The sequence below is a fragment of the Cytobacillus depressus genome (assembly GCF_008923245.1).
In the GTDB taxonomy this organism is placed as follows: domain Bacteria; phylum Bacillota; class Bacilli; order Bacillales; family Cytobacillaceae; genus Cytobacillus; species Cytobacillus depressus.
Map to the genome: position 1 here is coordinate 115,603 of NZ_WBOS01000008.1, position 21,947 is coordinate 137,549.

Here is a 21,947-nt window from a genome sequence, read left to right on the forward strand (position 1 = left end):
ATGTTTGTAGTTTTTCATATTTCAGAAAAATACGCAAGTGTTTATCTTACGGGTTAGATCCTTTTCACTTTGTATGTTAAATCATGTATACTTTTTCTATAGTCTAAAAGTGTGTGTTCAAAAAGGAGGACAAAAAGAGCCGAGAAGTTCAAGGAAGTGCAGCCTTCGAGCACCGGAACGCTAGCTGGTCGCTTCGAAGCATTCTCCTCGCACGAAGAAAAAGCGCTCTTCTTTTTCGAGGATATGCTTTTAATACGTGAGGAGCGGAGAAGCAAGCTGACTTAAAAAGGTGGAAGTGCCTTGATCAGCCCCGACAAGCATAAGACGGCTTACGTAGTGGCCTGTTTTTTAGCCACGCAGTAAGATGGCTTATGACCTCGAGGGGCTAGGCACTGGAACTAGATTTGCAGAAATTCGACAGCTTTTTTTCCCGGACTTTTTGAATAACCTCTAAAAAAGGGGATATGACTGTTGGAAAACTTTCTGGCCTATTCATTAAAGGAAATTCCTTATGTTGCGATTACATTAATGATTGCTTTTACCGTTCATGAGTTTGCTCATGCATATGTCGCTTATAAATTCGGCGATCCGACAGCGAAAAATCAAGGGAGATTGACGTTAAATCCAATCCAGCATTTAGATCCGATTGGCACGATTCTCATTTTTATTGCAGGATTTGGCTGGGCTCGGCCTGTTCCCGTGAACAGATTTTTCTTTAAGAATCCCCGGATTGCAGGAATTTCCGTATCGATCGCAGGGCCGATAAGCAATTTCATCATGGCGAGTCTTGGCTTCATGATTTGGTATGCAATCGTTGGAATGGGGTTAGCAGCGGGAGTTCCAGCGTTTGTACCGGAATTCTTTAATGTCTTTATTCATTTGAATTTAGTCTTATTTATATTTAACTTAATTCCGCTTCCGCCGTTAGACGGGTATCGGATTGTGGAAGATTTAGCACCTAAATCGGTGAGGCCGCGCCTAACGCAGCTAGAGGCATACGGCTCGCTCATTTTCATTATTCTTGTTATTACACCGCTTAGCCAATATACCATTTCGCCGATATTTTATTATGTTCTTCCTGTAATTGGCGACATGTTAGGTAATTTCTTTAGCGGGATATTTCTATAATCGGCTTTTTTAAAACAACTTTGGCAAATTGCACGCATCCATTAAAAGTGATTTTTATATAATGCATGAATAACTTTCTTTTAAGGAGGATCTTAGAATGGAAGAGAAAAAGAAGAAAAAAATCGGGTTTAATATTATAAAAAATGATTCAACTGATGGGCATGGAGGATTTGGGGTAGGTGCGTTAAGCTTGAATAATGTGTCGCCCGTGATTATTGATGTGGAGGCGAGTGAAGCGGCGATTGAAGTAGGTGCATTGCATGCTCGTAGTCCAGTAGAGAGAGGCATTAAATTCCTTCCTAATAAGGAGGAGGTGCCTAATGGAAAGCCTTATTGGCTTATTTGGGTCACGATTGATCGGAAAGAAGAGGGACCTTATTATGCTGGAGTAACTGCATGTGAAATGACGGTCGATCGCGAAATCCGCAGAGGTTATAAATCCCTGCCAGAGCATGTGAATCGAATGGATAAATCGATTAAACGCCATATTATTGTTGACCATATGGACAGCAAATCGAAAAAGATCCTTGAAGACTTTTTGAAAAACCACGATGCAGGCATGTGGGAACGCTCTCTACAACAATTGAAGGATGATTTGCAAGCAAATTAACAAATATTTAATTTTTTATGACGAAAATGTGACAGATTATTGACTTAAATTTCGAACTACTTGCCCAAATCCAATAAAAAAAGTAAACTATTTAACAGTGTGATGGCACTTTATAAAGCTAGGACACGAAAAACCTCGGGCCGCTGTGCACGAGGTTTTTCGTTTAGTGGATTTTGTCCATCGATATTTCGCTAAAGTCAAAAGGCAACTTTTATCTGCCAAAAATTCTCTTGTACCAAGGCCTCTTCGCGGGTTTTCCATTTTTGGCGGGTGCTTCTTCCTGATATAATAGATGATCGGTGCAATATTCGGTTGGTTCTGTCCCTTCAGCGAAATAGGTGAGGCGCTTAATTGGGCACTGATCGGTTGCCAGCTTGCCGTTTTCAGGATTCACGAACACGCCAACAGTCCCCTTAACGGGCTTAAAGCCCTTAACTGACAATTCTTCATGTGCTTTCTCCATAAATTGAACCCAAATATTTTTGGCATAAGATTTATCCGCCGTTCGGGTGATTGTTTTTCCTTTATCATAGCCGGTCCAAACGGCTGATACGGCCTGCGGAGAATAGCCAATCATCCAGCTGTCCGTATCTGTTGACCCCGACTTTCCGGCATATGTACGAGTCATGTCGTCAATGACCGATCTTCCTGTCACGCTTGTATACCCATTCAGCTTCGGATCAAAAATTCCTGTCAGCATTTGCGTCATAACATACGTCAAATCTGGGCGCAAAACAGGGATGGCTTCCTTCGATTGCTCGTAAATAATATCCCCGTGGTAATTTTCGACTCGGGTGATTAAGACTGGTGATACCTTTTTTCCTCCATTGGCAAAAAGGCTATAGGCATTAGCCATCTCGATAACCCGCACACCAGAAGTACCAAGGGCAAGCGATGGGACTGGATTCATTTTTGTCGAGAGCCCAAATTTTTTAGCAGTATTAACGAGCGTATCCATTCCGAGAAAAAGATGAGTTTTGACGGCAAAAATATTATCCGAAAGGGCGAGAGCCTGAACCATCGTAATATCGCCATCCGCATACTGGCTATTAAAGTTTTTCGGCATATAATCCGCTCTTCCGTCGTCAAATCGGAAAGTAGTTTGCTCACTTCTCATTAAAGTAGAAGGAGTAAAGCCATTTTCTAGAGCAGCATAGTAGAGTAATGGCTTGATCGTTGAGCCGGGCTGGCGAATGGCCTGGACAGCTCTGTTAAAAGGGCTCTCCGTATAATCTCTTCCGCCAACCATCGCTTTTACATGGCCATTTTTCGGATTCATTGAAACAAGGGCAGCCTGAATTTCAGAATCCTTGTCGATGATTTCTTCTACTGTTTGCTCGGCGGCTTCCTGCTGTTTTAAATCAAGCGTCGTATAAACCTTCAATCCGCCTAACGCAATGGTTCGGTCATCTAGCTTCAGCTCTGTCTTTAAAGCTTGGCGGACAGCATCTTGAAAATAAGGCGCGGTTTGTAGCTTTGTATGCGGATGCTTGCCAATAATAGTAAGCGGTTCATTCAAGGCATCCTCAGCAGCCTCTTTTTTAATAAAATCATTGGCGACCATCGTATTCAAGATGATTTTCTGACGTCGTTGGGCATTTTCAAGCGATGCAAGCGGGGAATAGATGCTGGCCCCTTTAGGAACGCCAGCAAGGATTGAAGCCTCCGCAAGAGTCAGGTCCTTGGCGCTTTTTCCAAAAAAGAACTGGCTCGCAGCTTCGGCCCCGTATGCTCCATGCCCATAGTAAATCGTATTTAAATAGCCTTCTAGAATCTCTTTCTTCGAATAATTCATCTCGAGACGAATGGTATAAAAGACTTCTTTTAATTTCCGCGTCCATGTTTTTTCATGGGCAAGAAATAAATTTCGAGCATATTGCTGGCTGATCGTACTGGCCCCTTGCACCTTTGCCATTGCTTTCACATCGGCAAGGACCGCACCGCCAATTCGAATGAAATCAAAACCGTGATGGGAGTAGAATTTCCGATCCTCAATGGAAATGGTGGCATCCACTAAGTATGGGCTAATGTCCGATAGATCTACCCAATATCTCTTCTGTCCATTATGACTTTCCCCAATGACAGTACCATCATTTGCATAAAATAACGTGGATTGCGGAACAGCAAGCGGCGGCGGCCCAAGGATCTTAGCATAAAGTAAAACACCCGCAATCATAATAACCGCAAGGGCAAAAGCAATAAGACTCAAAATGATTATCGCCCGCAAATATTTCCCAGCTTTTCTAAAACGCTGATTCGTCATAATTTCCATGTGAATACCACCACCTCTCCTATTTTATGTAAAACGAAATCGTCATCGGATTTTTTGAGCAAGCCTTGATGTAATGGAGTAAACTCGATGAGATTTACTAGAATTACCCTGGCAAAAATTACATCTCTCCTTAGTATTGAAAAAAACCGTTCGTTTTAAACATTTTCGTTTAATCTATTGCAAATTTTTCTTGCATTTTTGCTAGATTCATCTATACTTTTTCTCATGTTTGTAATAATTTAGATTGGGAAATATAAAGAAGATATGCGAATGGCGTCATAGTGATAGGGCGCTGCGGGAAAATAAATGATATTTTACGGAAGGAATGGTTTACAAAATGGGTCTATGGTTTACTGAAAAGCAAACAGAGAATTTTGGTATTACGATGAAGGTAAAACGTACTTTACATACAGAACAAACTGATTTTCAAATGCTAGAAATGGTAGAAACAGAAGAATGGGGAAATATGCTTTTACTTGATGGCATGGTTATGACTTCTGTGAAGGACGAGTTTGTGTACCACGAAATGGTAGCGCATGTGCCGTTATTCACACATCCTAACCCTGAAAATGTGTTAGTTGTTGGCGGCGGTGACGGTGGGGTTATCCGTGAAGTTCTAAAGCACCCAAGCGTGAAAAAAGCAACTCTTGTTGATATTGATGGAAAAGTAATCGAGTACTCTAAAAAATATCTTCCAGAAATCGCTGGTATGCTTGATGATCCGCGTGTAGATGTTCAGGTCGGCGACGGCTTCATGCATATTGCTGAAAGCGAAAACGAATACGATGTTATTATGGTTGACTCAACTGAGCCTGTTGGTCCAGCTGTAAACCTCTTTACGAAAGGCTTCTATGCGGGAATCGCTAAAGCTTTAAAGGAAGACGGAATTTTCGTTGCACAATCGGACAACCCTTGGTTTAAAGCAGATTTAATCCGCAATGTGCAAAAGGACGTTAAGGAAATTTTCCCGATTACACGTCTATATGTAGCGAATATCCCAACATATCCAAGTGGCATGTGGGCGTTCACACTTGGCTCGAAAAAGCATGATCCACTAGCTGTGAGCGAAGAGCGCTTCCATGAAATCGAAACAAAATACTATACGAAAGAGCTTCATCATGCAGCATTCGTATTACCGAAATTTGTGAAGGATTTAGTAGAATAAGTCTAAAAAATTGCAGATTTAAATAATGAGATAAAGGGGCATGCATTTTGCCCCTAAAAATATAGATGAACGAGGGATGACAGTGGTGCGTTTTGATGAAGCATACTCTGGCAATGTATTTATAAAAAGCCATCCAAATTATGAAGAAAGTGAAGCTGTAATTTACGGCATGCCAATGGACTGGACAGTTAGTTACCGTCCGGGTTCTCGTTTTGGTCCTTCTCGTATTCGCGAAGTGTCGATTGGTCTTGAGGAATACAGCCCTTACTTAGATCGTGAACTAGAAGAAGTAAAATATTTTGATGCAGGGGATATTCCGCTGCCATTCGGAAATGCGCAAAAAAGCCTTGTTTTGATTGAGGAATTCATTGATAAGCTATTAGCGGAAGATAAATTCCCAATTGGAATGGGTGGAGAACACTTAGTTTCTTGGCCAGTTATTCGTGCAATGGCCAAAAAATATCCTGATCTTGCTATCATCCACATGGATGCTCATACTGATTTGCGCGAGAATTATGAAGGGGAGCCATTATCCCATTCAACGCCAATCCGCAAAGCCTGTGATTTAATTGGACCGCAAAATGTTTACTCTTTCGGCATCCGTTCCGGCATGAAGGAAGAATTCCAATGGGCGAAGGAAGTCGGCATGCATATTTCTAAATTTGAAGTGTTAGAGCCGTTAAAAGAAATCCTGCCGACGCTTGCAGGACGTCCAGTGTATGTAACAATTGATATTGATGTGCTTGACCCTGCACACGCTCCTGGAACAGGAACCGTTGACGCAGGCGGTATCACTTCAAAGGAGCTACTCGCATCTATTCACGAGATTGCCCGCTCTAATGTAAAAGTAGTTGGCTGTGACCTTGTTGAAGTCGCACCTATTTACGATCCATCAGAACAAACAGCTAATACAGCAAGTAAGCTCATCCGCGAAATGATTCTCGGCTGGGTAAAGTAGAAATACGTAAACGCTGAGCTAGACAAAAGTAGATAAAGAACGGAGACAAAGGTCTCCGTTTTTTTCCATTCTTTAAATAAGTGTCAAATCAGTTTTTTGACAAGAATCGGTAAAATCCATAAACCGTGTCCAGAACATCGATTTTATTGAAAAGGAATCCGATAAATCTTCGCCAGTTCGCTGTTATTATCTAATAGAAAGTAGCACCTTTTGGCCAACTCTACTATAATGTTATGAAAAGGATGTGTTGCCGTTGTCTACTAGACCTACGGAGCAAATGCCTGTTAAAATTAACGTGAAGACAGACATTCGAGATGGACGCAGCAAAGATACTTTTGAACTAATTGCGTTTGGTCAATACTATATAAAGGAAAATGCCCGTTTTCTTCAATATGACGAAGCAATGGAAGAAGGAACAGCCAAAACCATTGTGAAAGTATCGGAAAAAGAAGGTCTTATTTTGCGGAGCGGTGCAGTGAAAATGAGGCTGCCTTTTCAAATGAATAAAAAGCTGAAAGGGAACTATCACACCCCATATGGCGTTTTTGAGCTTGATACAATGACCAAAAGGCTCGATCATCAGTTTGATGAGCAAACAGGAACGGGCTCGATCGACCTTTTATATGAATTAAAAATGCATGGAGCGAACACTGGTACATACCATTTATCCATCACATTCAAAAAGGAGGAAGAAAGTTGAACAGTGTAGAACAAATGCAAGACAAGCTGAAACAGGAAATTAAAGCGGCTGTCATCAAGGCAAACTTAGCAACGGAAGAACAAATTCCAAACGTTATTTTGGAAACGCCGAAGGAAAAGGCACATGGAGACTATTCCACAAATATGGCGATGCAGCTTGCACGCGTAGCGAAAAAGGCACCGAAAATGATTGCCGAAGAGCTGATCGCTCATTTCGATAAATCGCAAGCGTCTATTGAAAAAATGGAGATTGCGGGCCCAGGATTTATTAATTTTTACATGGATAATAGCTATTTAACGAATTTAATCCCTGCCATTCTTAAAGCAGGTGATAAGTATGGGGAAACGAATATTGGTGAGAATCAGAAAATTCAAGTGGAATTTGTCTCTGCGAATCCAACTGGAGACCTCCACCTTGGGCATGCTCGTGGTGCAGCAGTAGGGGATTGTCTATCTAATATTCTTGCGAAAGCAGGCTATGATGTTTCTCGTGAATATTATATTAATGATGCTGGTAACCAAATTAATAACTTAGCATTATCAGTTGAAGCCCGTTATTTCCAAGCATTAGGCATGGAAAAAGAAATGCCTGCGGACGGCTATCATGGCGAAGATATTATCGGGATCGGGAAAAAGCTTGCTGATGAGTATGGCGATAAATATGTTCTTGCCGATGAACAAGAACGCTTCGATTTCTTCCGTGAATACGGACTGAAGTATGAAATGGCGAAGCTGAAAACAGACCTTGAAGAATTCCGCGTGCCATTTGATGTGTGGTACTCTGAAACATCGCTTTACCACAATGGGAAAATTGATACGGCGTTACAGGCGTTAAAAGATAATGGCCATATTTATGAGGAAGACGGAGCAACATGGTTCCGCTCTACTACATTTGGCGATGACAAGGACCGTGTTCTAATTAAAAATGACGGTTCTTATACGTACTTAACACCAGATATTGCTTACCACAAGGACAAGCTCGAACGTGGATTTGAGAAGCTCATTAATATTTGGGGCGCTGATCACCACGGCTACATTCCGCGAATGAAAGCGGCGATTCAGGCACTTGGCTACGAGCGTGATGCGTTAGAGGTTGAAATCATTCAGCTCGTTCATCTTTATAAAAACGGCGAGAAAATGAAAATGAGCAAACGGACAGGTAAAGCTGTGACGATGCGTGATCTAGTAGAGGAAGTAGGACTAGATGCAACTCGCTACTTCTTTGCGATGAGAAGTGCGGACACACATATGGACTTTGACCTAGATTTAGCGGTTTCTGAGTCTAACGAAAACCCAGTTTACTATGCTCAATATGCCCATGCACGTATTTCTAGCATTTTACGCCAAGGCGAAGAGCAAGGAATGACGGTTAGCGATGACGCTGATTTCTCATTAATTTCAGCTGAAAAAGAGATTGACGTATTGAAGAAGCTTGGAGAATTCCCACAAGCAGTCGGAGAAGCCGCGCAAAAACGTTTGCCGCATCGAATCACAAACTATATTTTCGAACTGGCATCCGCTTTCCACAGCTTCTACAACGCTGAAAAAGTACTAGACACCGACAATCTAGAACGAACAAAAGCAAGACTCGCATTAATCAAAGCTGTGCAAACAACTTTGAAAAACGCACTCGCTTTAATTGGTGTTTCAGCTCCGGAAAAAATGTAATATAGAAAAGGCTGGCTTGTAAAAGGAAGGGGAGAAGTACCTTCCTGAATACGGGCCAGCTTTTTTTATTAGGGGAAAATTGGCACATCGCCCCTTTTAAGGGACAATCCACTTTGAAATGTTCTATGAATGTGCTTTAAAGGGCACCAAATAGGTGAAACTACCCGACAATGTCCTATAAACTAGTTTTAAAGGACACGAAATGGGTGAAACAGTCCGTCAATGTCCAATAACCCAGTTTTAAAGGACACGAAATGGGTGAACCAGTCCGTCAATGTCCAATAAACCAGTTTTAAAGGACACGAAATGGGTGAACCTACCCGTCAATGTCCAATAATCCAGTTTTAAAGGACACGAAATGGGTGAAACAGTCCGTCAATGTCCAATAAATCAGTTTTAAAGGACACGAAATGGGTGAGCCAGTCCGTCAATGTCCAATAATCCAACTTTAAAGGACCCCAAATGGGTGAACCCCCCGCCAATGACCTATAATCCAGCTCAGTCCCCTAACTACAAAAACAAGGTAAGAAGCCCAGCGACCCACTCTTTTAATGTCCGAACAGGATTAAATCGATTAAGCTCCTTCAGTGTCATTCGTCTAGAATCGTGAATATCAGTTTCAATCACCTTCTTCACCTTTTCAATAAACTCATGGTCATAAATATAACAATTAATTTCATAGTTGATAAAAAGGCTGCGGTGATCGAAGTTGGCGGTTCCGACATCACAAATTTCATCATCAATAATTAGCGTTTTAGCATGATAAAAGCCATTTGAAAACTCATAAACGATGGCCCCTTGCTTGAGCAATTTCCGCAAATAACGATAAGATGCTTCCTTCACAAGGGGGTGATCGGCTACTTTTGGAACAATAATCGTAAGAGAAACGCCACGATTTAAGGCGGCTGACAGGTCATTCAGCAGTTTTTGGCTGGGGATAAAATAAGGTGTTCCAATAAAGATGCTTTTTTTTGCTTGACGGATCAACGCAGAAAACGTGTCCTCCAAAAATGCGCCTTTAGAGGGGATTAACTTATGACGGCACTGCCCTTTTGGGAGATCGGGAAAATACACTGGATTCGTTAAAGTATTCTCTTTATAGCTTTCATACCAATCCGTTAAAAACTCATTCTGAAGACCAGCAACCCCTTCACCCGCCATTTTTATATGATAGTCGCGCCAGGGGCTGAGCTTCGGTTTTAAATCAATATACTCCTTGCCAATATTAAAGCCCCCAATATAACCAACTTTCCCATCAATGACGGTAATTTTCCGGTGGTTCCTAGCTTGTAATGTATAGAATAGAAAGGGAAACTTCGGCTTCTGGGAAAATGAAAATTTAATTCCTTCGCGTTCAAGCGATTGAATCGCTGCTTTTTTCACTTTATAGCTTCCAATCCGATCCAAAAGGAGGCGCACTTCAACTCCTTCACTTGCTTTTTCCTTCAAGAGATTAAAAAAGTCTGTACTAAATTGATCGTCTTTAACAATATAAAATAGTATATGAATATGATGCTTCGCCTTTTTTAGCTCTGAAAAGAAATCATCGAATAAATCAGGCCCTTCAGTAAAAATATCTAGGCTGCTCTGCCAAAAAGGGTATTCTTTCCGTTCTAACTTCATCAACTGTTTTTTTCTTCCGAGGTAAAAATCAATCGAGAGCCAAAGAGCAATAAAAAGAAAGATGATTAATAGAATAAATAGGACTTTCATCATTTTCTGCTCCTAAATTTGTTTCCAATTATTATCTCCCGGATGCAGAATTCTATAAGTATTTTCCATGACAATCAAAGCTTGCAGGATTTTTTTATCATCATGTTGAATGTAACATAAGAAATAAATAAAAAGATGTTGACTGAATGCTCATTCATAATATAATAGAGATATAGAGTGAATTCTGAAAATTCCATCGTGTTAAAAGTTTTTGAATAATAAGTTGGACAAACCATTTGAAGAGGGGAGAGCTGCAAACAATGACAGGGTTGTTATGGGTGAATCTAATTGGATTTCTCCTTGTAACCGCTTACGCAGTGAGTTTGTTTGTGTATGTGGTAAAAACGAGAATTGAGTATATCAAGCTCGGAAAGAAGACAGAGTTCGATAACAACGTGAAAGAGCGTCTCGGGAAGATTTGGGTCAATGTGTTTGGCCAGAAGAAGCTGCTGAAGGATAAGAAAAGCGGAATCATTCACGTCATGTTTTTTTACGGGTTTATTCTTGTTCAGTTCGGTGCGATTGATTTCATCATAAAAGGAATCAAACCAGGTGCTCATTTGCCGCTTGGACCTTTATATTCAGGGTTTACGTTTTTTCAAGAGCTTGTCACATTAATGATTCTTGTCGCTGTTATTTGGGCCTTTTATCGCCGCTATGTGGAAAAGCTTGTTCGTTTAAAAAGAGGATTTAAATCAGGGCTTGTGCTTATTTTTATCGGGGGATTAATGCTTTCCGTTCTGCTTGGAAATGGAATGAGCATGATCTGGCACGGTCATGAGGCGGCATGGACAGAGCCGGTTGCTTCTGTTATTGCGGGTGCTTTCTCATGGATGGGAAAAACTGCTTCCATCGTCGTTTTCTATGTCGCGTGGTGGATTCATTTAATTTTCCTATTAGCTTTCCTTGTTTATGTGCCACAGTCAAAGCATGCTCACTTAATTGCGGGGCCGGCAAACGTCTATTTCAACCGTCTTGAAAAGCCGGGTAAATTAACGAAAATTGATTTCGAAGATGAGACTCAAGAAACCTTTGGTGTTGGCAAAATTGCAGATTTCACTCAGCTGCAAATGATTGATTTCTATGCGTGTGTCGAGTGTGGGCGCTGTACAAATATGTGTCCGGCAACTGGAACAGGCAAGATGCTGTCGCCAATGGATTTAATTGTGAAGCTGCGTGATCATTTAACAAATCATGGGGCAGCTGTCACGTCGAAACAGCCATGGGTGCCAACCTTTGCCTTCTCGAAAACAATGGGCAATCAGCTCGCTTTAGCTGGCACTGGAAAAGCGGCGGCGGAAGCAGCTGCCGGATTAGCCTATAGTCCAAGCCTAATTGGGGACGTCATAACAGAAGAAGAAATCTGGGCTTGTACAACATGCCGGAACTGTGAAGACCAATGTCCGGTCATGAACGAGCATGTCGATAAAATTATTGATCTTCGCCGTTATCTTGTTTTAACGGAAGGAAAGCTGGACGCTGATGCACAGCGTGCCATGACGAATATTGAGCGTCAAGGGAATCCTTGGGGGCTAAACCGCAAAGAGAAGGAAAACTGGCGCGAGGCTCGCGAAGACGTGCACGTACCAACTGTGAAAGAAATGAAGAAATCTGGCGAAGAGTTCGAGTACCTATTCTGGGTAGGCGCCATGGGTTCATTTGATAATCGCAGCCAGAAAATTGCGCTATCCTTTGCAAAATTAATGAACGAAGCAGGTGTGAAGTTTGCCATTCTTGGTAATAAGGAGAAGAACTCTGGGGATACTCCGAGACGTCTTGGAAATGAATTTCTTTTCCAAGAGCTTGCAACGAAGAATATTGAAGAGTTTGAGAAGGCGGAAGTGAAGAAAATCGTCACGATTGACCCTCATGCCTACAATATTTTCAAAAATGAATATCCTGATTTCGGGTTACAGGCCGAGGTATATCATCATACTGAGGTCCTTGCGAAGCTTGTCGAAGAAGGAAAGCTGAAGCCGCAACATCCAGTAAATGAAACAATTACATTCCATGATTCCTGTTATTTAGGACGCTACAATGAGGTGTATGATCCACCGCGTGAAATCTTAAAGTCGATTCCAGGTGTAAAGCTTGTTGAAATGGAGAGAAACCGTGAAACAGGCATGTGCTGTGGAGCGGGCGGCGGCTTAATGTGGATGGAGGAAGAAACAGGCCACCGCATTAACGTATCTCGAACAGAGCAAGCATTAGCTGTTACCCCATCTGTCATTAGCTCAGGATGCCCTTACTGCTTAACGATGCTGTCAGATGGAACGAAGGCGAAGGAAGTGGAGGAAACCGTCCACACGTACGATGTAGCGGAAATCCTAGAGAAATCAGTTATTGGGGAAAAACAAGCTTCTTAATAGATAAAAATAAAGTTCAACTAGCAATTCTTGAATTGTTAGTTGGACTTTTGGGAATTTTGTATAAAGTATTTCAATTTTTACTATTTTTAAAGTAAAATAGAATTAATGATAAAGCGCTTACATTGGAAGAGGTATTTTTTTCGCAGAGGATTGAGCGAGCGTTCGGTCAATTGCTTGTCTGTATAAAACTGAAACTGATTAATATATGCATTTCAAAAGGAGCGATTCTAATGGGGAAAACCGTTATTCTTGGCGGAGCGAGAACGCCGTTTGGTAAATTTGCTGGCGGATTAAGCAGCTTTTCAGCCTCTGATCTTGGTGGCTTTGCTGTGAAAGAGGCTTTAATTCGTGCTGGTGTAAAGCCCGAAGAAGTCGACGAGGTTATTTTAGGAACCGTTCTTCAAGGAGGGCAAGGGCAAATTCCCTCTCGCCAGGCTGCGAGAAAGTCAGGATTGCCATGGAATGTGAAAACTGAAACGGTTAATAAAGTTTGTGCTTCAGGCATGCGCAGTGTGACGCTCGGCGATCAAATCATTCGTCTTGGGGAAGAGGAGGTCATTGTCGCCGGTGGAATGGAAGCAATGAGCCAGGCCCCGTACATCCTGCCAAATGCTCGCTGGGGATTACGCATGGGAGATGCTGATGTGAAGGATTTAATGATCCATGACGGTTTAACCTGCAGCTTCACGGGTGTGCATATGGGCACATACGGGAATGGGGCGGCAGAAGAAATGGAAATTAGCCGTGAAGCGCAGGATAGATGGGCTCTTCGAAGCCATGAGCTAGCTATTGCCGCCATTGAATCAGGAAAACTGGCGGAGGAAATGGTTCCAGTTGCGGTCCCGCAAAGAAAAGGAGAGCCGGTGATCGTCTCGGAGGATGAGTCCCCAAGAAAGGATACGTCCATCGAGAAACTAGCGTCCCTTCGTTCAGCATTTGGTCACGGCGGTACGATTACGGCAGGCAATGCGCCTGGGGTGAACGACGGAGCAGCGGCATTGGTGCTCATGAGTGAAGAAAGAGCTGCACGTGAAGGAAGAGTACCGCAAGCGTATATCCTTGGTCACACAGCCATTGCAGTCGAAGCGAAGGACTTCCCAAAGACACCAGGGCTTGTCATCAACGAATTGCTAAAAAAGACAGGAAAATCTATTGAAGACATCGATCTTTTTGAAATTAATGAAGCATTTTCAGCTGTTGCTCTCGCAAGCGTGAAAATTGCTGGTCTTGATGAGAATAAAGTGAATGTCAATGGCAGTGCGGTTGCACTTGGCCACCCAATTGGAGCGAGCGGGGCAAGAATTATTTTAACATTAATGTATGAACTCAAACGAAGAGGCGGCGGAATCGGCATTGCCGCAATTTGCAGCGGCGGCGGCCAGGGCGACGCTATTATGATTGAGGTTCCTAAGAGCTAATTAAGGTGAGGGGAATCCTACCTTTTACTGATAATGGACAGCAATTGTGCTTATCCAAAAAACTGTTCCAATAAACAACTCGAATGAGCTAACAAACATCACCCAATATACCAATCCAATCGAACGGGGGAACATACATGAACGTCCAAAAAATTATGGTGATCGGAGCGGGGCAGATGGGCTCCGGCATTGCCCAAGTCTGTGCACAGGCAGGTTACCGAGTACTGATCAATGATTTGAAGCAGGAGTTTGTTGACCGCGGCCTAGCGGTAATTAAGAAAAACCTTTCTCGTCAAGTGGAAAAAGAGCGGATGACACTTGAGCAAATGGAGGAGATATTAAGCAAGCTAACACCTTCTACGGATTTGCATGACGCGAAAGAAGTGGATCTCGTTATTGAAGCTGCCGTTGAAAATATGGAAATCAAAACAAAGATTTTTAGCCAGCTTGACGAAATTGCGCCACCACACGCCATCCTAGCGAGCAACACATCATCCTTGCCAATTACAGAAATTGCAGCAGCTACAAAGCGTCCTGAAAAGGTGATCGGCATGCATTTTATGAACCCAGTTCCTGTGATGAAGCTCGTAGAAATCATCCGCGGACTGGCAACAGCTGATGAAGTCTACCAAACAATCGAAGACATTACAAAAGCCGTAAAAAAGGTCCCTGTTGAAGTGAATGATTTTCCTGGCTTCGTTTCAAACAGAGTGCTAATGCCAATGATTAATGAAGCGATCTTTACTTTATATGAAGGGGTTGCTTCAAAGGAAGCGATCGACGAGGTAATGAAGCTTGGGATGAACCATCCGATGGGACCCCTTACGCTAGCGGATTTTATTGGACTTGATACATGCCTGTATATTATGGAAACCCTCCATGAAGGCTTCGGCGATGATAAATACCGCCCATGTCCGCTTTTAAGAAAATATGTAAAGGCTGGCTGGCTCGGACGAAAAACCGGCAGAGGCTTTTACATTTACGAATAGTGCAACCGGAAATGTAGTAGGAAATCATCCAAGAGATCGAACGGAGGGCTGCGTATGAACCTAAAGTTTACGGAAGAGCAGGAAATGATGAGAAAGATGGTGCGTGCCTTTGCCCAGGCTGAAATTGCCCCTTTTGTTGAAAAAATGGAGCAAGGAGAGTTTCCCCGAGCTATTTTAAAAAAGATGGGAGAGCTTGGCCTCATGGGTATTCCAATTCCTGAACAGTATGGCGGTTCGGAGATGGATTTCACCTCTTATATTATTGCGATTCACGAATTGTCAAAAGTAAGTGCAACAGTTGGCGTCATTCTATCCGTTCACACATCTGTATGCACGAATCCCATTCTTTATTTCGGTACGGAAGAGCAGAAGCAAAAGTATGTACCGAAGCTCGCTTCTGGAGAGTATTTAGGTGCATTTTGCCTAACAGAACCAAGTGCAGGCTCAGATGCAGGGAGCTTAAAGTCAAAGGCAGTCAAAAAAGGCGACCACTACAGTCTAAACGGTTCAAAAGTATTTATTACAAACGGCGGGGAAGCGGATGTGTATATCGTCTTTGCTTCAACGAATCCCGAGCTTGGTAGCAAAGGGATTTCCGCCTTTATTGTTGATAAAAACACCCCGGGCCTCATCATTGGAAAAGACGAGAAAAAAATGGGCTTACACGGCTCAAGAACTGTGCAGCTAACCTTTGAAGACATGATGGTGCCAGTAGAAAATCTCCTCGGTGAAGAAGGGGAAGGCTTTAAAATTGCTATGGCTAACCTCGAAGTTGGACGCATCGGCATAGCGGCACAAGCACTTGGAATCGCTGAAGCCGCACTTGAGGCGGCAACAGCATACGCCAAAGAACGTGTCCAATTTGGCAAACCTATTGCCGCTCAACAAGGGGTAGGGTTCAAGCTCGCTGATATGGCGACAGCGGTTGAAGCTTCCAAGCTACTAATCTACCGAGCAGCCAATCTTCGCCAAAGTGGAATCAAGTGCGGAATGGAGGCATCGATGGCGAAGCTTTTTGCTTCAAGAACGGCCGTTGAAGTAACGACAGACGCCATTCAAGTATTGGGCGGCTATGGCTATACAGAGGATTACCCTGTAGAACGGTACTTCCGCGATGCGAAAATAACCGAGATTTACGAGGGGACGAGTGAGATCCAGCGATTAGTGATCAGTAAACATCTATAAGACAAGATGGGAGACATGAAAATGAACTTTCAATTATCTGAAGAGCATGAAATGATTAGAAAAATGGTGCGCGATTTTGCAAAGAACGAAGTAGCCCCAACGGCCGCTGAGCGTGATGAGGAAGAGCGTTTTGACCGTGAGATTTTCGATAAAATGGCGGAGCTTGGCCTCACTGGAATCCCGTGGCCAGAAGAGTACGGCGGAATCGGCAGTGATTATTTAGCGTACTGCATTGCTGTTGAAGAGCTTTCCAGAGTGTGTGCCTCAACGGGTGTAACGCTATCTGCCCATACATCTTTGGCAGGCTGGCCGATTTTTAAATTCGGTAGTGAGGAACAAAAGCAAAAGTATTTGCGTCCGATGGCACAAGGAGAAAAAATCGGTGCTTACGGTTTAACTGAGCCTAGCAGCGGATCAGATGCAGGCGGAATGAGAACGACGGCTCGTCTTGAAGGGGATCACTACGTATTAAATGGTTCGAAAATTTTCATAACGAATGGCGGAATTGCTGATATTTATGTTGTTTTCGCCTTAACAGACCCTGCAGAAAAACATCGCGGAACAACGGCCTTTATCGTTGAAGCGGGCTTCGAGGGCTTCTCTGTCGGCAAAAAGGAGAAAAAGCTTGGAATCCGTTCATCACCAACGACAGAAATTATTTTCGATAATTGTAAAGTTCCGGTGGAAAATGTACTCGGCAATGTGGGTGAAGGATTTAAAATTGCGATGATGACGCTTGATGGCGGCCGAAACGGAATTGCTGCTCAGGCAGTAGGAATTGCGCAAGGTGCCTTAGATGCTTCAATTGACTATGCGAAGGAACGTGTGCAATTCGGCAAACCGATTGCGGCTCAGCAAGGAATTGGTTTTAAGCTGGCGGACATGGCAACAAGCATTGAAGCATCAAGATTATTAACCTATCAGGCCGCATGGCTTGAATCAGAAGGTCTTCCATACGGAAAAGAATCGGCCATGTCGAAATTATTAGCCGGCGATACAGCGATGAAGGTAACAACAGATGCTGTCCAAATTTTTGGCGGATATGGCTATACGAAGGATTATCCAGTCGAGCGCTTTATGCGTGATGCGAAAATTACACAAATTTATGAAGGAACACAGGAAATTCAACGTCTTGTTATCTCTCGTATGCTGACAAAATAGGTTCCTATCATTTATTCTATTAAGAAAAGGGCTGATACGAGGGGAAAAGAAAATTGGCCATTGCATCGATTTTTTCCGACACCCTCCTCTGACACCCGATTTCTAGAAGGCGGTAGGTAAAATGAAAAAACGCGAAGTACAGGCGTCCGTTAAAGATGAACGCCTCGTGAAAAAGAGAAGAGATCAGATGATCAAAGGGGCTGTCACCCTATTTATAGAAAAAGGATTCCACCGAACAACCACGAGAGAAATTGCAAAAGCTTCCGGATTCAGCATCGGCACATTATATGAATATATCCGTACAAAAGAAGATGTTCTATATCTCGTTTGCGACAGCATTTACGATCAAGTAAGTGACCGGTTGCAAAAGGACTTGGACACAAGCTGCGGAACGCTGGAAAGCTTAAAGACAGGAATTGCCGATTACTTTCGGGTCGTCGATGAATTGCAGGATGAGGTTCTTGTCATGTACCAGGAAGTGAAATCATTATCAAAGGATGCCCTTCCATACGTATTGAAAAAAGAAATCGAAATGGTCGGGATGTTTGAACAAATTATTAGCCGATGCGTGGAAAATAAAGAATTAGAATTAACGGAAGACCAGATCAAAATGAGCGCCCATAACATTTTTGTTCAAGGGCAAATGTGGGCCTTCCGCCGCTGGTCATTAAAGAAAATGTATTCATTAGAGGACTATATTCAGCTGCAAACAGAATTACTAATTCAAGGAATGAGACGAGCGGAAACGCTAATTTCTAACATATAAATAAAACCTGCCTTATTGTGTGTGTTCAAAAAGGAGGACAAAAAGAGCCGAGAAGATCAAGGAAGCGAAGCCTTCGAGCACGGGAACGCTAGCTGGTCGCTTCAAAGCATTCTCCTCGCACGAAGAAAAAGCGCTCTTCTTTTTCGAGGAATTTTTATCCGGACTTTTTGAACAACCTCTTATTGTGAACAGGGGGAGAATAATGAGTAATCCAGTAGTGTATAAGCCAAAGAATCATATTCGTTTTGTCACTGCTTCCAGTCTTTTCGACGGCCATGATGCTTCTATTAATATCATGAGAAGAATTATTCAGGCGAGCGGAGCAGAGGTTATTCATTTAGGTCATAATCGTTCAGTGGAAGAGGTCGTGAATGCGGCCATTCAAGAAGATGTTCAAGGAATAGCCATTTCTTCCTATCAAGGAGGACATGTGGAATACTTTAAATATATGTACGATCTTTTAAAAGAAAGAGGCGCTTCCCATATCCGCATTTACGGAGGGGGCGGCGGAGTCATCATCCCGAAGGAAATGAAAGAGCTGCATGATTACGGGATTGCGAGAATCTTTTCACCTGAAGATGGGCGTCAGCACGGGCTTCAAGGCATGATTAATATGATGATTGAAGAATGTGATTTTTCGACCTTTACATTAGAAGCGACAGAGCAAATGAATCAGCTTCAGGAAGGAAATATCAATGCAATCGCGAAGCTTATCACATTAGCTGAGCATCATGTTAATGTGGATCAAGAAGCGGCAGCAGCCCTTGATTCTGTTTTGGAAAAAGTGAAATCATTGGAAAAGTCTGTTCCCGTACTCGGAATTACAGGTACAGGCGGAGCGGGAAAAAGCTCATTAACGGATGAATTAATTCGCCGTTTTATTAATGAAATTCCGGAAAAGAAAGTCGCGATCTTATCAGTCGATCCGACAAAGCAAAAAACGGGCGGAGCCCTGCTCGGAGACCGCATTCGGATGAACGCTATATTTAACCCGCGTGTATATATGCGGAGCTTAGCAACGAGAAAATCGAAAAGTGAGCTTTCGCTTGCGATTAAGGATGCCATTTCCGTTGCCAAGGCAGCAGGCTTCGATTTAATTGTTGTCGAGACGAGTGGAATCGGGCAAGGGGATGCTGAAATAACTGAAATTTGTGACGTGTCCATGTATGTCATGACGAGTGAATTCGGTGCGCCTTCCCAGCTTGAAAAAATTGATATGATCGACTATGCCGATCTTATTGTCATTAATAAATTTGAGCGCAAAGGCTCAGAGGATGCGAAACGCCAAGTACAGAAGCAGTACCAAAGAAGCCGCATGCTTTTTGAACGGGAATTAGAGACGATGCCTGTATATGGCACGATTGCGAGCCAATTTAATGACCCGGGTACAAATGCTGTCTTCGCGGTGATTATTGAAAAACTAAATGAAAAAGCGGGAACAGATTGGAAAACGGGTTTTTCCAAACACGCGCATGTTGAAAAACAAAATGTCATTATCCCGAATGAACAGCGCTATTATTTAAGGGAAGTGTCCGAAGCGGTTCGCGGCTATCATAAGAATGCGGAGGAGCAGGCGAATCTGGCGCGTAAACTATTCCAGCTCGAGGGAGCCATTCTTGCGGTGAAGGAGCAGGAGGCAAATGAGGAAGTACTCGCTTCCTTAGAAGCCATTAAAGCGAGTGTCGAATCGAAGTTGACGCAAGAAACGAAGAATATTCTGGATGGCTGGAGCTCTCTACAGGAAAAATATGCGGGTGAGCAATTTGTTACGAAAATCCGCGATAAAGAAATTATTACTGTTTTAAAAACGAAAAGCTTATCTGGTTTAAGCATTCCAAAGGTTGCCTTGCCTAAGTATAAGGATTATGGCGAAATTATCCGCTGGGTGTATAGAGAAAATGTCCCGGGCTCATTCCCTTACACAGCCGGAGTATTCCCATTCAAGCGTGAAGGGGAGGATCCGAAAAGGCAGTTTGCTGGAGAAGGAACGCCTGAAAGAACGAACCGCCGTTTTCACTATTTATCGAAGGATGATACGGCAAAGCGTCTGAGCACCGCTTTTGATTCAGTGACACTTTATGGCGAAGATCCTGATTATCGTCCTGATATTTATGGGAAAGTTGGGGAAAGCGGAGTCAGCATCTGTACGTTAGATGATATGAAGAAGCTTTATGCCGGCTTTGATCTTTGCCACCCATCTACATCTGTGTCGATGACGATTAACGGTCCCGCTCCGATCATTTTAGCGATGTTTATGAATACAGCGATTGAGCAGCAAGTGGAAGCGAAGGAAAAAGAGCTTGAACGCATTTTAACAGTAGAAGAATTTGCGGAAGTGAAAGCTCGTACACTGCAAACTGTTCGCGGAACTGTGCAGGCCGATATTTTAAAAGAAGATCAAGGGCAAAATACTTGTATTTTCTCAACCGAATTCGCACTAAGAATGATGGGTGATATTCAGCAATATTTTATTGATGAAAAAGTGCGCAATTATTATTCTGTATCGATTTCTGGCTATCATATTGCAGAAGCGGGGGCCAACCCGATTTCTCAATTGGCCTTCACATTAGCGAATGGCTTTACGTATGTGGAATATTATTTGAGCAGAGGAATGGATATTAACGATTTTGCGCCGAATCTATCGTTCTTCTTTTCAAATGGCCTTGATCCGGAATATACAGTCCTTGGCCGGGTGGCGCGCCGTATTTGGGCGACCGTTATGAGAGGTAAATACGGGGCGAATGAACGGAGTCAGAAGCTGAAATATCATATTCAAACGTCTGGCCGTTCTCTCCATGCACAGGAAATCGATTTTAATGATATTCGTACAACTTTGCAGGCATTAATGGCGCTGCATGATAACTGTAACTCCCTTCATACGAATGCCTATGATGAGGCGATTACGACACCAACTGAGGAATCGGTGCGCCGCGCCATGGCAATTCAGATGATCATTACGAAGGAGCACGGTTTAACGAAAAATGAAAATCCGCTGCAAGGTGCCTTCATTATTGATGAATTAACCGATCTTGTCGAAGAGCAGGTACTGCAGGAATTCGAACGCATCAATGACCGCGGTGGCGTTCTAGGGGCAATGGAAACGCAATATCAGCGCGGGAAAATTCAAGATGAGTCCATGCACTATGAAATGAAAAAGCATACAGGCGAGCTGCCAATTATTGGTGTGAATACGTATTTAAATCCGAACCCGCCTTCTGAAGAAGAAATGGACAATATGGAGCTGGCGAGAGCAACAAAAGAAGAAAAAGAAACACAAATCCAAAACCTCCGCAACTTCCAAGAGCACAATAAAGACAAAACAGAGGTAGCCTTGAAACAATTGAAGGAAACGGCTGTAACTGGCGGCAATATTTTTGCTGAGCTTATGGAGACTGTCAAAGTCGCAAGCCTTGGCCAAATCACACGCGCCCTTTATGAAGTCGGCGGGCAATATAGAAGAAACATGTAAGAGTATGAAGAAATCGGTGTAAGTGCCGGTTTCTTTTTACTGTCTTGCCTCTTCTGTAATTTATTAAATATACATTTAATGTAAAGTTCTATATAATCGAATTAATTAAGAGGCAGGGGCGGCCATATACTACTAGGAAAAGATAACGGGATGTGAAAATGATGAGATGGATATTGATTGTTACAGCTACGATCGCGATAGTCGTCGGATTTTTTTACCTTTATCAAAGACAGCTTGGGGCAATTGCATTCTTTTTAACATCCATTTATTTTTTTTCTCTAGCATACAGCCTGCTCTCCAAAAAAGCGAAGAATTCTATTAAGAATGAAAAAGAAAAGGAGAGAAAGATATAGCTGGCATAAACACTAAAATATTGT

16 protein-coding genes are annotated in these 21,947 nt (G+C 42.8%); 14 read left to right on the forward strand and 2 right to left on the reverse strand.

Annotated features, from left to right (window positions below; translation table 11 throughout):
- The first annotated feature begins 471 nt into the window (after window positions 1-471).
- Both F7731_RS16595 and F7731_RS16600 read left to right on the forward strand, forming a co-directional pair.
- Window positions 472-1,128 carry a site-2 protease family protein gene (locus F7731_RS16595; RefSeq protein WP_151535918.1) on the forward strand — a complete coding sequence of 219 codons (657 nt, stop codon included), beginning with the start codon at window positions 472-474 and terminating at the stop codon, window positions 1,126-1,128.
- A 97-nt stretch (window positions 1,129-1,225) separates the two neighbouring features.
- The gene (locus F7731_RS16600) at window positions 1,226-1,738 is read left to right on the forward strand and encodes a YwhD family protein (protein WP_151535919.1); all 513 of its coding nucleotides are present in this window, start codon (window positions 1,226-1,228) and stop codon (window positions 1,736-1,738) included.
- Between the two features lie 211 nt (window positions 1,739-1,949).
- Here F7731_RS16600 and F7731_RS16605 read toward each other — a convergent pair whose 3' ends face one another.
- Window positions 1,950-4,010, reverse strand: a complete 2,061-nt coding sequence (locus tag F7731_RS16605) for a transglycosylase domain-containing protein (RefSeq protein WP_151535920.1) — start codon at window positions 4,008-4,010, stop codon at window positions 1,950-1,952.
- A 337-nt stretch (window positions 4,011-4,347) separates the two neighbouring features.
- Here F7731_RS16605 and speE point away from each other — a divergent pair, with 337 nt between their 5' ends.
- The 4 genes from speE (at window position 4,348) to argS (ending at window position 8,500) form a co-directional block, all read left to right on the forward strand.
- Complete coding sequence (gene speE, locus F7731_RS16610; protein WP_151535921.1) at window positions 4,348-5,175, forward strand: spermidine synthase; 828 nt, start codon at window positions 4,348-4,350, stop codon at window positions 5,173-5,175.
- Between the two features lie 85 nt (window positions 5,176-5,260).
- On the forward strand, window positions 5,261-6,133 hold the full coding sequence (speB, locus tag F7731_RS16615; RefSeq protein ID WP_151535954.1) for an agmatinase: 873 nt from the start codon (window positions 5,261-5,263) through the stop codon (window positions 6,131-6,133).
- A gap of 253 nt (window positions 6,134-6,386) precedes the next feature.
- Entirely contained in the window at window positions 6,387-6,833 is a 447-nt protein-coding gene (locus F7731_RS16620) for a YwiB family protein (RefSeq protein ID WP_246197244.1), read from the forward strand.
- A complete protein-coding gene (gene argS, locus F7731_RS16625) occupies window positions 6,830-8,500 on the forward strand; it encodes an arginine--tRNA ligase (RefSeq protein WP_151535922.1) in 1,671 nt (556 codons plus the stop codon). Before F7731_RS16620 ends, argS begins: the two co-directional genes overlap by 4 nt.
- 510 nt (window positions 8,501-9,010) lie before the next feature.
- Here argS and cls read toward each other — a convergent pair.
- A complete protein-coding gene (gene cls, locus F7731_RS16630) occupies window positions 9,011-10,216 on the reverse strand; it encodes a cardiolipin synthase (RefSeq protein WP_343032865.1) in 1,206 nt (401 codons plus the stop codon).
- A gap of 257 nt (window positions 10,217-10,473) precedes the next feature.
- On the opposite strand from cls, the gene F7731_RS16635 reads away from it, so the two are divergent.
- From F7731_RS16635 to F7731_RS16670, 8 genes are all read left to right on the forward strand, one after another.
- Window positions 10,474-12,579 (forward strand): (Fe-S)-binding protein, encoded by a 2,106-nt coding sequence (locus tag F7731_RS16635; RefSeq protein ID WP_151535924.1) that lies wholly within the window; start codon window positions 10,474-10,476, stop codon window positions 12,577-12,579.
- 233 nt (window positions 12,580-12,812) lie between these two features.
- Entirely contained in the window at window positions 12,813-14,000 is a 1,188-nt protein-coding gene (locus tag F7731_RS16640; protein ID WP_151535925.1) for an acetyl-CoA C-acetyltransferase, read from the forward strand.
- A 137-nt stretch (window positions 14,001-14,137) separates the two neighbouring features.
- Entirely contained in the window at window positions 14,138-14,989 is an 852-nt protein-coding gene (locus F7731_RS16645; protein WP_151535926.1) for a 3-hydroxybutyryl-CoA dehydrogenase, read from the forward strand.
- 54 nt (window positions 14,990-15,043) lie between these two features.
- A complete protein-coding gene (locus F7731_RS16650) occupies window positions 15,044-16,174 on the forward strand; it encodes an acyl-CoA dehydrogenase (protein ID WP_151535927.1) in 1,131 nt (376 codons plus the stop codon).
- Between the two features lie 21 nt (window positions 16,175-16,195).
- Window positions 16,196-17,335 carry an acyl-CoA dehydrogenase gene (locus F7731_RS16655; protein ID WP_151535928.1) on the forward strand — a complete coding sequence of 380 codons (1,140 nt, stop codon included), beginning with the start codon at window positions 16,196-16,198 and terminating at the stop codon, window positions 17,333-17,335.
- Window positions 17,336-17,456: 121 nt separating this feature from the next.
- Entirely contained in the window at window positions 17,457-18,101 is a 645-nt protein-coding gene (locus F7731_RS16660) for a TetR/AcrR family transcriptional regulator (protein WP_151535929.1), read from the forward strand.
- 202 nt (window positions 18,102-18,303) lie between these two features.
- Window positions 18,304-21,570 (forward strand): fused isobutyryl-CoA mutase/GTPase IcmF, encoded by a 3,267-nt coding sequence (gene icmF, locus F7731_RS16665; RefSeq protein WP_151535930.1) that lies wholly within the window; start codon window positions 18,304-18,306, stop codon window positions 21,568-21,570.
- Window positions 21,571-21,731: 161 nt separating this feature from the next.
- Window positions 21,732-21,923: a hypothetical protein gene (locus tag F7731_RS16670; RefSeq protein WP_151535931.1), complete on the forward strand. Its 192-nt coding sequence runs from the start codon at window positions 21,732-21,734 to the stop codon at window positions 21,921-21,923.
- Window positions 21,924-21,947 lie beyond the last annotated feature (24 nt).